At 33.0% G+C, this 12,922-nt stretch carries 14 protein-coding genes; 9 read left to right on the forward strand and 5 right to left on the reverse strand.

Annotated features, from left to right (window positions below; translation table 11 throughout):
- From ACFWU4_RS11685 to ACFWU4_RS11705, 5 genes are all read right to left on the reverse strand, one after another.
- Entirely contained in the window at positions 1-753 is a 753-nt protein-coding gene (locus ACFWU4_RS11685) for a rhomboid family intramembrane serine protease (protein ID WP_411128054.1), read from the reverse strand.
- 3 nt (positions 754-756) lie between these two features.
- Positions 757-2,610 carry a DNA mismatch repair endonuclease MutL gene (mutL, locus tag ACFWU4_RS11690; RefSeq protein WP_411128056.1) on the reverse strand — a complete coding sequence of 618 codons (1,854 nt, stop codon included), beginning with the start codon at positions 2,608-2,610 and terminating at the stop codon, positions 757-759.
- Positions 2,610-2,915, reverse strand: coding sequence for a hypothetical protein (locus ACFWU4_RS11695; protein ID WP_411128058.1), 306 nt, complete (start codon positions 2,913-2,915; stop codon positions 2,610-2,612). Before ACFWU4_RS11695 ends, mutL begins: the two co-directional genes overlap by 1 nt.
- Positions 2,916-3,286: 371 nt before the next feature.
- Entirely contained in the window at positions 3,287-3,793 is a 507-nt protein-coding gene (ribH, locus tag ACFWU4_RS11700; protein ID WP_411128060.1) for a 6,7-dimethyl-8-ribityllumazine synthase, read from the reverse strand.
- A gap of 3 nt (positions 3,794-3,796) precedes the next feature.
- Positions 3,797-4,561: a tetratricopeptide repeat protein gene (locus ACFWU4_RS11705; protein ID WP_411128062.1), complete on the reverse strand. Its 765-nt coding sequence runs from the start codon at positions 4,559-4,561 to the stop codon at positions 3,797-3,799.
- Positions 4,562-4,700: 139 nt separating this feature from the next.
- Here ACFWU4_RS11705 and recF point away from each other — a divergent pair, with 139 nt between their 5' ends.
- From recF to ACFWU4_RS11750, 9 genes are all read left to right on the forward strand, one after another.
- Positions 4,701-5,780, forward strand: a complete 1,080-nt coding sequence (gene recF, locus ACFWU4_RS11710; protein ID WP_411128064.1) for a DNA replication/repair protein RecF — start codon at positions 4,701-4,703, stop codon at positions 5,778-5,780.
- Positions 5,777-6,262 (forward strand): hypothetical protein, encoded by a 486-nt coding sequence (locus tag ACFWU4_RS11715; RefSeq protein ID WP_411128066.1) that lies wholly within the window; start codon positions 5,777-5,779, stop codon positions 6,260-6,262. The genes recF and ACFWU4_RS11715 overlap by 4 nt, the downstream gene beginning before the upstream one ends.
- A 171-nt stretch (positions 6,263-6,433) precedes the next feature.
- On the forward strand, positions 6,434-6,730 hold the full coding sequence (locus tag ACFWU4_RS11720; RefSeq protein ID WP_411128068.1) for a DUF721 domain-containing protein: 297 nt from the start codon (positions 6,434-6,436) through the stop codon (positions 6,728-6,730).
- Positions 6,731-6,803: 73 nt separating this feature from the next.
- The gene (locus tag ACFWU4_RS11725) at positions 6,804-7,331 is read left to right on the forward strand and encodes a CIA30 family protein (RefSeq protein ID WP_411128070.1); all 528 of its coding nucleotides are present in this window, start codon (positions 6,804-6,806) and stop codon (positions 7,329-7,331) included.
- A 37-nt stretch (positions 7,332-7,368) separates the two neighbouring features.
- Positions 7,369-9,789, forward strand: coding sequence for a penicillin acylase family protein (locus ACFWU4_RS11730; protein ID WP_411128072.1), 2,421 nt, complete (start codon positions 7,369-7,371; stop codon positions 9,787-9,789).
- Complete coding sequence (locus ACFWU4_RS11735) at positions 9,782-10,138, forward strand: hypothetical protein (RefSeq protein WP_411128074.1); 357 nt, start codon at positions 9,782-9,784, stop codon at positions 10,136-10,138. Before ACFWU4_RS11730 ends, ACFWU4_RS11735 begins: the two co-directional genes overlap by 8 nt.
- 106 nt (positions 10,139-10,244) lie before the next feature.
- The gene (locus tag ACFWU4_RS11740; protein WP_411128076.1) at positions 10,245-10,562 is read left to right on the forward strand and encodes a hypothetical protein; all 318 of its coding nucleotides are present in this window, start codon (positions 10,245-10,247) and stop codon (positions 10,560-10,562) included.
- A 158-nt stretch (positions 10,563-10,720) separates the two neighbouring features.
- The gene (locus ACFWU4_RS11745; RefSeq protein ID WP_411128078.1) at positions 10,721-11,431 is read left to right on the forward strand and encodes a hypothetical protein; all 711 of its coding nucleotides are present in this window, start codon (positions 10,721-10,723) and stop codon (positions 11,429-11,431) included.
- Positions 11,432-11,652: 221 nt separating this feature from the next.
- Positions 11,653-12,909, forward strand: coding sequence for an alpha/beta hydrolase-fold protein (locus ACFWU4_RS11750; RefSeq protein ID WP_411128080.1), 1,257 nt, complete (start codon positions 11,653-11,655; stop codon positions 12,907-12,909).
- The last annotated feature ends 13 nt before the right edge of the window (positions 12,910-12,922 follow it).

Consider the following 12,922-nt stretch of genomic DNA (forward strand, 5'->3'; position numbering starts at 1 on the left):
TTAATTCCAACGGTATTTATCATTCTCATTTTTTTTCCAAAAATACATTAGTATAAATCCTGTGAATGCACCACCAACATGTGCCATATAAGCCGTATTGCTAGGACTAAAGAATGACTGGCCTGTTATACCAGAAAACAAATCTAATGCGATTATAGCAGGAATAAAATACTTCGCTTTAATTGGCACTGGTAAAAATATCAGCATTAATTTCGATTCTGGAAACAACATACCAAAAGCTACCAAAACACCCATAATTGCACCAGAAGCTCCTACCATTGTAGAGTTAAAAGCACTTACAAAACCTTTAAAATCATCGCCTAAAATAGGTACCCAATTCGTATTGTATTTCCCTTCACTTAAAACACTTAGAATATCAGTCTGTGAAATCCCTGTCTCTATTAAAGTTGCCAAACCCGTATTGAACTGAAAGTATAAAAATGCAACCTGAATAATTGCTGCACCAAAGCCTGAGAGTAGATAAAAGACTATAAATTTTTTCCAACCAAAAATTTGTTCTACAGCCGTTCCAAACATCCATAAAGCAAACATGTTAAATAAAATATGCATAAAATCACCATGCATAAACATATGAGTTAATACCTGCCAAGGCTGAAATAAAGAATTCTTCGGAAAATATAATGCAAACCACTGATAAAAAGCTTCACCATTGCCAATTGCTATGGTACCTATAAACATTATTACATTAATAATCAATAGATGCTTTACTGCATCAGTTATTTGTCGTCTCATATGCTAAACAAATTTTTTTTCAATATCATTAACTGCCATAGTGATAAATGTTGGTCTGTTGGTTGGTGACACATTAGGTTCCTTACAAGCAAAAAGGCTATTTACTAAATGTTCTTGCTCTGTATTATTTAAAGATTGCCCATTTTTTATAGCTAAACTTTTGGCCATAGACTTAGCTAATAGATCTGTAGAACTAAAATTAGCGTCTGGTACATCATTCTCTACATCGCTAATCAGTTGTTCTAATATTATAGATACCTCACTTTCAGGAACACCTACAGGTAGACCTGTAATGGTTATACCATCTTCAGATAACTCAGAAAAAACAAAACCCGTATGTTCTAAATCACTTTTTAAACCATCAATAATATGTATTTCATTAGGTGTAAAATGCAGTTGTAACGGAAATAATAATTGTTGACTTGTTGCCTCCTTTATAGTGATATGCTTTAAAAAATTCTCATATAACACACGCTGATGTGCACGATTTTGATCTATAATCAACATACCAGACTTTAAAGTGCTTACTATATATTTTTGCTGTAATTGAAATGTTGTTTTTGTCGTTTCTATGGATGCATCTTCAAAAATCGATTCTGTTTTGGTGTCACTTTCAAAAGTCACCTCACTAAACTCCGTATCTGAGGCATTACCCTTAGACTCTAAACCTACATACAAACTTTCCCAAGATGCCGTTGGAGCTTTAGTAAAAGATGTTCTATTTATTTTATTGCCAACATCAGTATTATCTGAGAACGGGTTAAAACCTCTATTTACATCAATTATTGGTGCTGTTACTGTTTTATCTTTATACTTATAAGGTGTATTTAAACTACTTTGATGCTCAAAATCTAATATCGGTGCAATATTAAATTGACCTAAACTATGTTTTACAGCGCTTCTAAGAATAGCATATAATGTATGCTCATCATCAAATTTTATTTCTGTTTTAGTAGGATGAATATTAATATCTATAGTCTTAGGATCTACGGTAAGATTTAAGAAATAACTGGCATGATAACCATCCTTAAGTAGACCTTCAAAAGCAGCACTAATTGAATGATTAAGATAAGGACTCTTTATAAATCTGTTATTGACAAAAAAGAATTGTTCTGATCTTGTTTTTTTAGAATATTCGGGTTTACCAACAAATCCAGAAATTTTTAAAACCTCAGTTTCTTCTTCAACAGGCACTAACTTTTCGTTCGTCTTTGCCCCAAAAATATGCACAACACGTTGTCTGTAATTTTCATTTGGAAGGTTAAATAATTCACTACCATTATGATAAAAGGCAAACCCAATATTTGGATGTGCTAATGCTACACGATGAAACTCATCTGTGATATGACGCAATTCTACAGTATCAGACTTTAAAAAATTACGCCTGGCAGGAATATTAAAAAACAAGTTTTTTACGGCTACTGAAGTACCAGTTGGTGTTACTGAAACATCTTGCGATTTAACTGTGCTTCCTTCAATTTCTATAGAAGTTCCTAGTTCATCACTACTCCTTTTTGTTTTTAATGAAACATGCGCGATTGCTGCAATACTTGCCAAGGCTTCTCCTCTAAAACCTTTAGTGTTTAATTGAAATAAGTCTTCCGCTGATTTTATCTTTGAGGTCGCGTGACGCTCAAAACTAAGTCTTGCATCAGTTACACTCATTCCTTTGCCATTATCTATGACTTGTACTAATGTTTTACCTGCATTTTTTATAATCAACTTAATCTCTGTAGCTTCTGCATCTATGGCATTTTCTAAAAGTTCTTTAACTACTGAAGCTGGTCGCTGTACTACTTCACCTGCTGCAATTTGGTTAGCAACATGGTCTGGCAAAAGTTGAATAATATCTGTCATTAGCGATTTAGAGAGAAAATAGAAAGATCAAAATCAATGATATAAAGAAAAATTAAAACAAATAATGCGATCAAAATTAAAATTGTTCTATTAAATCCAGAATTGTTTCGATTTCTATTATTTATTCTACTTTCATGCCATTGCCCAGAAAAATCATTTTTATTATAGGTTTCAGCATAGGCATCAAACTTGGTCATATACTTTGACGAATCTGCATCTTCTTTACCTTTATAATACCTAGGTGTATAATTAAACCTCTTGTTTCTTGGTAGTCTTTTAATTAAAGTGAATTTTATTGGTCCCATGATAATTTTATTTAATATACCCTTCTAGGATATACATTAAAACAAAAAGCGTAACTAAGAATATAATTAAAAAAGGCAAGGAAGTAAATATACTTCCTCTACGATTGGTATTGCCTTTCATTGCATTCCATTTCGCTTCCAAGTCGTCCTTCGACTCTTTCCGATATCTATCGGTATTAGAATCCTGATAACGAGGCTTATAACTAAAACGTTTATTTTTTCGTTGATTTAACAAATTGTATTATAACTTAAACCTTGGTTCAACTCAAAAATACTTAAATTACTATGAAAAATAGCCTAAGGATTCCTTAAAATTATTAACAAAAAGGATGCCACGAATAGAATTTAAAAATGAAAATAAAAATTGAGGCTTAAGAAGTTTGCCTCCTTAAATCTGCCATTTTTATGGCTGCAATAGCTGCTTCAGTACCTTTATTACCGTGTTTACCTCCAGATCGATCAATAGATTGCTGTCTATTATTATCCGTTAACACACAAAAAATAACTGGAATATCACCTTTGAGATTAAGATCTTTAATCCCTTGAGTGACACCTTCACATACAAAATCGAAATGCTTTGTTTCTCCTTGTATAACGCAACCAATAACAATAATAGCGTCTAACATACCAGAATCTGCATATATACTTTTAGATAGTCTAGCAGCACCATAGGTTAGCTCAAAAGTTCCTGGCACATTCCAACGAACAATGTTATCCTTAACTGCACCACAGTCTATTAATGCATCAAATGCACCTTGCCAAAGTCCTTCAGTTATCGTGTCATTCCACTCAGAAACAACAATCCCAAACCGAAAGTCTTTCGCGTTTGGGATTGTTGCTTTATCGTAATTAGATAAATTATGATTTGCTGTTGCCATACACTATAGCTTAGCTTCTACCATACCTATAAGTACATCTACCTGTCCTGCTTCAGTTGAAGTTGAGAATTCAGTTTTAATGCGGTTTAAATAATCTAGTGCTTTTTGATTGTCTTCTAATCGAATCGCAATTCGAGCAGCTTTCATTAAAAACATAGGTGTAGTATAGTCGTTTGTGTTTGCCTTAAAAGCTTTCTCGTAATAATCTAGACCATCAGCTAATTGGTTTAACTGAACAAAAGCATCTCCCATAGCACCTTTGGCCATTGGGTTCTGAATTTTATTATCACTAGAAAAATCACCTAAATAAGACACAGCATTTTGGTAGTCTTTCAAATTTAAATAAGCCATACCAGCGTAGTAGTTTGCTAAATTTGCAGCTGGTGTTCCTCCATATTCATTAATAATATCTAACATACCATACTTACCTTCACCTCCATTTAAAGCCATAGTAAAAAGAGAATCTGAAGAAATACCACTAGCAGCATCGTCAAAATACTTTTTTGCTTGGTACATTTCATTCATAGCTTCCTTCTCTTGAGGAGCAGCAATAAATTTCTTATATCCTAGATACGCTAAAACAACCAATGCTATAACCGCGATAACACCGATAATGTAGTTTTGATTTTTCACAAACCATTCTTCAGTCTTAGAAGCACTTTCATCTAGCGTATTGAATACCTCAGCAGTTGCCGAGTTTTCTTCAATCACTTCTTCCTTTTCCTTTTTGGTTTTTGGTTTATATCCTCTTTTCTTATACGTTGCCATCTGTTGTCTATTAATGCGTGCGCAAAAATAAAATTTTTATTGGGATTTAAAAGCCTATTTATTTGTTATTTTTCAATAATTTGCAGGATAATTTTTTACCGCTTAACCTCAGTAAATTCAAGGAAACAGTGTTATTCTTATGATTCTAAACACACTATCTTTAGTTAATTATAAAAATTTTGAAAGTCAGGTTTTCGATTTCGATGCTAAAATCAACTGTTTTGTTGGTGCAAACGGAGTCGGAAAAACCAATGCCTTAGACGCCATTTATCACATTGCATTCGGGAAGAGCTATTTTAACCCAATTGCACTTCAAAACATAAAACACGATACAGAATTTTTTGTAGTTGATGGTAATTTTACCAAAAATGAGCGTACCGAAAAGATTATAGTGTCTTTAAAACGTGGTCAGAAAAAAATTATTAAACGCAATGGAAAAGCCTATGATAAATTTAGCGATCATATCGGATTTATTCCTTTGGTCATTATTTCGCCAGCAGATCGTGATCTTATAACAGAGGGCAGTGATACACGAAGAAAATTTATTGATAGTGTTATTTCGCAAAGTGACAAAAGCTACTTAACTAACCTCATTGCTTACAATAAAGTACTATCACAGCGCAATGCCTTACTCAAATATTTTGCTCTAAATAATACCTTTAATGCAGATACACTTTCTATATATAATGAACAGCTTAACACCTTCGGTACAGCTTTATTTAAAAAACGAGATGATTTCTTAAAAATTTTCATCCCTATTTTTAAAGAGCGTTACGAGGCTATTAGTCAAAGTAAAGAGGCGATTGACTTAACCTATAAAAGCGATTTATTTAATGGAAATCTAATAACACTTTTACAAGCATGTATCAATAAAGACAAGGCGCTACAATATACAAGTACTGGTATACACAAAGATGATTTAGTGTTTTTGATTGATGGATTTCCTATTAAAAAATTTGGTAGTCAAGGTCAACAAAAATCATTTCTAATTGCGTTAAAACTAGCACAATTCGATTTTATAAAACAACAAAGTGGTGTATCGCCTATTCTACTTTTAGACGATATTTTTGATAAGCTAGATGAAAACCGCGTTGCACAAATTATAAATCTTGTGGATAACGAACATTTTGGGCAAATTTTTATTAGTGACACACATGCCGAACGTACAGAGAATGTAGTGAAGCAGATTCATCAATCCTATCAAATTTTTAAATTATGAAACATAGAGCTGTCATTAAGAAGTCCCACTTAAAGCAAGACTTTTGTAATCTCCTAAAATTGAGAAATTCAGTTGTAATACTTCTTTCAATACTAGTCTTTAACTGCTCAAAAACTGCAAACATTAGTACTGATGATATTAATGGCTATTGGGAGATTGAAAAAGTAACGCTTTCTAATGGTACAGAAAAAGAATATAAATACAACGAAACCATTGATTTTATAAAAATTAACGACAGTTTAATAGGCTTTAGAAAAAAGTTAAAACCAGGAATTAACGACACCTATTTCACCTCCGATGATGCAGAAAAATTGCATATTAAAAGAGAGAATGATAGCGTTAACATGTATTACAGTACGCTTTATTCTGAGTGGAAAGAAACCGTTTTAGAAGTCTCCGCAGAACATCTAAAAGTGATAACTAAAAATAAGGATGTATATTTATATAAACGCTACACTCCTATTAAATTAGACATAGAGTAGTTTTTAAATGTAGCATCAATTCGAGTGATTTTATCCAGAAAGCTTAGACACAAATTAGAATTGTCGATAAAGATTTAAGACTTTTCAATCGTTAAATTCATTCGATTTCACGAATTTTATCATAATTAAGCGATTACCTCCCGATAGCTATCGGGATTTAAGGCAACTTAGATGGCAAAGAGAAACAACGATAACCAAACTATACAAGACGTTCTAAAAGAGTTTGTAGACAACAACAATTTACAATCTGGTTTAGATAAAGTGAACGTGCGCGAGGCTTGGGCAAATCTTATGGGTAATGGTGTTAACAACTACACAACGGCCATTGAGTTAAAACACAACATACTCTATGTGCAATTAAGCTCTAGTGTTTTGCGAGAAGAATTAAGTTATGGGAATGAAAAAATCATTAAAATGCTTAATGAAGCTATCGGAAAGGACGTGGTTAGGAAGTTAGTACTTCGCTAATTAAAGATGCTAAAGTTTTCAAAAACTAAAACATAGCTGTACTACCACTTCGTATCTTTACCAAAAATGTAGTATGCGTTTCTTAGCAGTCTTAATCCTTCTAACTTTCTACCAAAACATGACACTTTTTAACTTTAGTACAGATAGTGATATTTCTAATTGGCAGATTTTAGATGATGTTGTTATGGGCGGCCGTTCTAATGGAAATTTTAAACTAAACACAGCGGGTTATGGTGAATTTTATGGCGCTATTTCATTAAAAAACAATGGTGGATTTTCATCTTTGCGTTATTATTTCGACGCTATAGAAAGTAAAACATATTCAAAATTTGTTATTAAATTAAAAGGAGACGGAAAAAGCTATCAGTTTAGAGTAAAAGATAAATCTTCTAATCGCCATTCTTATATTTTTAAATTTAATACCACTACAGATTGGCAAACTGTAGAAATACCATTCTCTAAAATGTATGCCTCTTTTAGAGGTTACGAGTTAGACATACCTAATTATGATGGTAAAACAATGAGTGAAGTTGCTATTCTCATTGGTAATAAAAAAGAGGAAAGTTTTAAACTTTTAATCGATTCTATAACGTTAGAATAATATTCGGTATTTTTAAGTTCTAAATAATAGCAACTTAATGAAATACTTTAAACTTGTTCTTTCCTTTATCTTAACCATTGGTATATTCTTTGTTTTAAACACTAAACTAGGTGCCATTCCTCCCGTTGGTAAATTCTTAAATCCATACAGTGGTGTTTGGCAGAATGAAACCGACGAATCTATTTCTGGCGACGTTTTAATTCCTGGACTAAAGGATAAAGTAACAGTACATTATGACGCGCAATTAATACCACACGTATTCGCACAAAACGATAGTGATCTTTACAAAGCACAAGGCTATTTAACAGCGAAACATCGCTTATGGCAATTAGAATTTCAGACACATGCCGCTTCAGGAAGATTATCTGAACTTATCGGTGAAGGAGCCTTAGATTACGACAGAACCGAACGTCGTCGTGGTATGGGATATGGTGCAGACCAAGCCATGGCTTACATGAAAAAAAACGATACAGAAACCTTAGGACTGATACAAGATTATGCAGATGGTGTTAACGCCTACATCGATCAACTGAACGAAGAAGACTATCCTGTTGAGTATAAATTATTAGACTACCAACCCGAAGTGTGGACACCAAAAAAAACAGCATTACTCTTAATGTATATGACTAAAATGCTCGCTGGTGGTGATGAGGATTTAGAAAACACAAATGCACTAAGACTCTTCGGAAAAGATAATTTTGAGTTATTATTTCCTGAATTTTTCGATATTACAGATCCTGTAATTTCTAAAGACACAGACTGGAGTTTTATAGATGTACCACAAACGCCATTGCCAGCGAGCATGGCTGTACTCGATACGATTAGAGAAACCATTAGTCAACCTAATCCTGATAATGGGAGTAATAATTGGGCGATTTCTGCCTCAAAATCTGCAACAGGCAACCCAATACTTGCTAACGATCCGCATTTAGGACTCAATCTGCCTGCCATTTGGTTTGTAATGCAATTAAGCACACCAGACCATAATGCATTTGGAGCTACCATACCTGGTGCGCTAAGTGTTATATCTGGTTTTAACCAACACATTGCTTGGGGAGAAACTAATGCCACTAGAGATGTTATAGATTGGTACAAAGTAGAGTTTAATAAAGAGCGTACCAAATACAAATATGATGGCGCTTGGAAAGATGTCACTATTAGAGTTGAAGATATTAAAATTAAGGGCAAAGAAAGCTACAAAGACACAGTGCTTTATACACATCATGGACCTGTGGTATATGATAAGAATTTTAAATCTGATTCTGAATTAACAGGCTATGCTATGAAATGGATTGGACATGAAGGCGGCAACAACCAAAAGACTTTTATGGAATTGAATAAAAGCAAAAATTATAACGATTACACAGAAGCTTTACAATACTGGAATGCACCAGCGCAAAATATTGTATTTGCGTCTACTGAAGGCGATATTGCTTTATGGATTCAAGGAAAATTCCCTAATAAATGGGAAGGTCAAGGAAAATTTTTAATGGATGGTAGTAATCCAGAAAATGACTGGCAAAGTTATATTCCGCAAGCCTTTAATGCCCATTCTAAAAATCCGGAACGTGGTTTTGTAAGTTCTGCTAACCAACATCCTGTTGATGAAAGTTATCCGTATTATGTATATAATGATGGTTACGAAACGTATCGTAATCGGGTTATTAACGACTTCTTTAATTCTAGAGACAAGGTAAGTGTGCAAGATTTTAAAGACTTACATAATAACAACTATAATCTTAAAGCTTCTGAACTAGTCCCTTATATGCTACAACATATGGATGCAACTAAACTCACTGAAGAAGAACAAGCAATTTATAAAGAAATAAAAGACTGGAAATTTAATAACGATATTAATGAGGTTGGACCAAGTATTTGGCGCCAATGGTATGGTAAACTCTATAATATGGTTTGGGATGAGTTTGATGTTGAGGATACCGCACTAGATGCACCTTACACCTACCAAACCATACACCTACTTAAGAATAACGGAGATCATAAGTTTATGGATATTTTAGAAACACCAGAAACAGAAACGGCAAAAGATCTATTTTTATTAGCCTTTAAAAAGGCCGCAACACGCTTACTAGAAATTAAGAAAGAACAAGGCGATTATACTTGGGTTAAATACAAAAGTACCTATGCTGGTCATTTATTGCGTGCATTGCCAGCGTTTTCACGTTTTAATATCCCAATTGGTGGTGACCGAAATATTGTAAACGCAACCTCAGAAAATCACGGCCCTTCTTGGAGAATGATTGTAGAAATGACGTCACCACCTACTGCTATTGGTATTTATCCTGGTGGACAATCTGGAAATCCTGGTAGCAAGTACTACGACAACTTTATAGACGATTGGGCTGCAGGTAAGTACCACAATCTTAACTTCTTACAAAACAGTAATGCTACGGACGCTATTATTGGCACACAAACACTAACACCATCTACTAATGACTAAAAACAGCATCAACTTTATAGCCACAATAGTACTATCCCTGATCCTATCGTTATTTTTGCCTTGGTGGTCTGTAATGACAGCAGCTCTAGCAACCGCTCTTTTTATACCACTAAAAAAGGCAGCAGTATTTTTTATTCCATTTTTAGCGGTATTATTGTTTTGGGCCGCATATAGTTTTATATTAAGCAGTGGTAACGACTATACCTTGGCAAAACGTATTTCTGTTTTATTATCCTTAGGAGGAAATCCTTATATATTAATACTAATTACAGGTGTTGTTGGTGGCTTGGCTGCTGGTATTGCAGCTGTATTTGGCAAGCAGTTAACTTTGGTTTTGAGTAAGGATTGATTAAAGCTAAAATTCAACAAAAAGTGTTGATATCCCGTAAAATTAGAGAGGATATCGATTACTTTTGTTATGATATAATCAGTTGTACGTAATGCTGGAAAACCATATGACGAAAGAATTATCCGAATTAGAATTTAAGCACACTTTTGGAGAGAGTATGATTGATATAACCGAAAGTATTGAAAATCCAATTGATATTTGGCCATATGTTGCGGAATTAAATGAACTGAATCTAATTGACGGAATAGTATTGGAAAAGCAGTTAGTGGAATCGGTTTATCGGAACAATTTAAAAACCTTTGACCACGTTCTCTTGCCAACTGAATTGGAAAATGTTTTTCTGACAATAATTGTGAATTTGAAAAATAGAACGGTCGAAGGACATTATAAACTGAACCTTAATACGGAATATGGAATTGAATAAAAGCACGCACGTACAACAACGTGTATAATTAATTGCTTTGGTCGTTGCCTACTTGGAAAATTCCTTCGGAATTTTCTCGCGTTCGTTTTTGTTTACTAAATTAGTGCTAGCCAACGAAACTAACCATACACGAACACGTTGTCAGAAACCGCTAACCAATGATAAAATTCTTTAGAAAAATTAGACAGAACTTACTTTCTCAGGGAAAAACTGGAAAGTATTTTAAGTATGCTCTTGGAGAAATTATACTAGTTGTTATTGGAATTTTAATAGCTCTTCAAATAAATACTATATCTCAAAATCATTCAAATAAAAATAAACTTAATAAGTATTTAACATTACTATTAGAAGACCTAGATAATGATAAAGCAAGATTCATTTTTTGCAAAAATGCTGATTCTCTAAGAGCTGAACATCTAAACCAATATATATTTTCTGGAAAGACAATATTGAGCAATCAAACTTTTAAATCAGCATTTTGGACTCACACTTCGGTCATACATAATTCAACCTATAATTCGATAAAATCCAATAATATTTTAGAATTGATTAAGGACATAAAAGTTCAAAAAGCTATATCTGAATATTACAGTGCTGCTGATAAAGTTCAAAGATTTGAATACTCATACATAAATAACCAAGTGGGAAGTTTTACTGATGAGGTACTTAAAAGGAAACATCTAACTCAGTTTTATCACCAAATGAAACCTTATAACGAAAATATTACTTTGAGTGAAGAAGAGGATTTAATCCTTTATGGGTATTTTATTAATCTTAGAGATAATGCACTTGAAGAGTATAAAAGCTACAATAAATTATTAAAAGAAATTGAAATACTTTCAGATTTATTAAAAGCTGAAATAAAATAACATTGTACAGCACTGTGTATAATTCATTGCTTGGTTCACTGCCTACTTACGAACATTCCTGCGGAATATTTTATATGTGATTTATTTACTAAATTACGTGCTTGATCACGCAATTACCCAAACACAAACACGTTAGCCTTCATTATGAACAACTAATAACCAATATAAATTCTGATTCTTATTTATGTATTTAGAGTTATATTTAAATTCAAAAAAAAATAATGAAATATTACATCTACTTATTTGTATTTATCGGATCAATTTTAATGGTAAATCAGCATGCAATTGCACAAACAACTGTTCCTCAAACAGAGCAATTTCAAAATCGAATAGTGGATTCAATATTTTCTAAAACTTTAAATGAAAGCCGTGACTTTTGGGTAAGATTACCAGATAATTTTCAGCCAGATAATGATAAAAAATATGCCGTGATTTATCTAATTGATGGATTTTCATTAGAAAGTACTTTAGAAGCTGTTTATGGTAATTATTGGGGGCATTACTTGCCACATATGATACTTGTTGGGATATCTAATCGCAACAACCGAATAAGAGATTTAACTACTTCGCAGATAAAAATGAGACGCGGTAGTGCAATGAACGATGAAACTGGAGGTGCAGAAACCTTTACCAAATTTATGGAGGAAGAACTGATCCCATATATTGATAGTAAGTATCCAACCATTAACTATCGTACATTAATTGGACATTCTTATGCCGGATTGTTTACTATAAATATATTGGTTAATCATAAACATCTCTTTCAAAACTATATAGCCATAGATCCAAGTTTGGATTGGGATGACCAAAAATTATTGAAGGAGGCAAAACAAAAACTGAATACGGAAAGTTATGAAGGCAAGTCCCTCTTTGTGTCTTTAGCTGCTGAGCAGCTGCATATGTGGAATGAAGAAATAAACATGGAGAATATTATGGATGACTCTTCAGAATTTACTTTGTTTGCGCGTTCAATCATTGAGTTTTCAAATTATACTAAATCTCAAAAACAGAATGGATTAAATTTTTTATGGAAAGTTTATAATGAAGATTTACATGGTACAGTTCCCTTACCATCAATAAGAGATGGGCTGATTTTTCTTTTTGAATGGTATCAATTTAAATCACCTCAAAAATATAATAATCCAGAAACCCCTATAGAAGAATTGGTTTCGCTATTGAAGGTGCAGGAACAAATCTATACCGAACATTTTGGTGTTCCTACTGCACCAATGATAGACGAAATGTTAAATGGCTATGGCTACATGAATATGCAAATGGGACAACCTAAAAAGGCCTTCATGTTTTTTGAAATGAATATTAAGTATAATCCAACAAGTGCAAATGCTTATGATTCGATGGCTGAGTATTATGAATCTCAAAACGATAAAGAGAATGCCTTAAAATACTTAAACAAGGCCTATGAATTAAGTGGTGACGATTACTATAAAGAAAAAATTGAAGCTCTAAATAAAAAATAACGAAAGGCTAACA

Source organism: Winogradskyella sp. PE311 (assembly GCF_046545555.1).
In the GTDB taxonomy this organism is placed as follows: Bacteria; Bacteroidota; Bacteroidia; order Flavobacteriales; family Flavobacteriaceae; genus Winogradskyella.

Coding starts and splice junctions, on each gene's coding strand:
- ACFWU4_RS11685 (WP_411128054.1), bottom strand. CDS start 753: ATGAGACGACAAATAACTGATGCAGTAAAGCATCTATTGATTATTAAT.
- mutL (WP_411128056.1), bottom strand. CDS start 2,610: ATGACAGATATTATTCAACTTTTGCCAGACCATGTTGCTAACCAAATT.
- ACFWU4_RS11695 (WP_411128058.1), bottom strand. CDS start 2,915: ATGGGACCAATAAAATTCACTTTAATTAAAAGACTACCAAGAAACAAG.
- ribH (WP_411128060.1), bottom strand. CDS start 3,793: ATGGCAACAGCAAATCATAATTTATCTAATTACGATAAAGCAACAATC.
- ACFWU4_RS11705 (WP_411128062.1), bottom strand. CDS start 4,561: ATGGCAACGTATAAGAAAAGAGGATATAAACCAAAAACCAAAAAGGAA.
- recF (WP_411128064.1), top strand. CDS start 4,701: ATGATTCTAAACACACTATCTTTAGTTAATTATAAAAATTTTGAAAGT.
- ACFWU4_RS11715 (WP_411128066.1), top strand. CDS start 5,777: ATGAAACATAGAGCTGTCATTAAGAAGTCCCACTTAAAGCAAGACTTT.
- ACFWU4_RS11720 (WP_411128068.1), top strand. CDS start 6,434: ATGGCAAAGAGAAACAACGATAACCAAACTATACAAGACGTTCTAAAA.
- ACFWU4_RS11725 (WP_411128070.1), top strand. CDS start 6,804: ATGCGTTTCTTAGCAGTCTTAATCCTTCTAACTTTCTACCAAAACATG.
- ACFWU4_RS11730 (WP_411128072.1), top strand. CDS start 7,369: ATGAAATACTTTAAACTTGTTCTTTCCTTTATCTTAACCATTGGTATA.
- ACFWU4_RS11735 (WP_411128074.1), top strand. CDS start 9,782: ATGACTAAAAACAGCATCAACTTTATAGCCACAATAGTACTATCCCTG.
- ACFWU4_RS11740 (WP_411128076.1), top strand. CDS start 10,245: ATGACGAAAGAATTATCCGAATTAGAATTTAAGCACACTTTTGGAGAG.
- ACFWU4_RS11745 (WP_411128078.1), top strand. CDS start 10,721: ATGATAAAATTCTTTAGAAAAATTAGACAGAACTTACTTTCTCAGGGA.
- ACFWU4_RS11750 (WP_411128080.1), top strand. CDS start 11,653: ATGAAATATTACATCTACTTATTTGTATTTATCGGATCAATTTTAATG.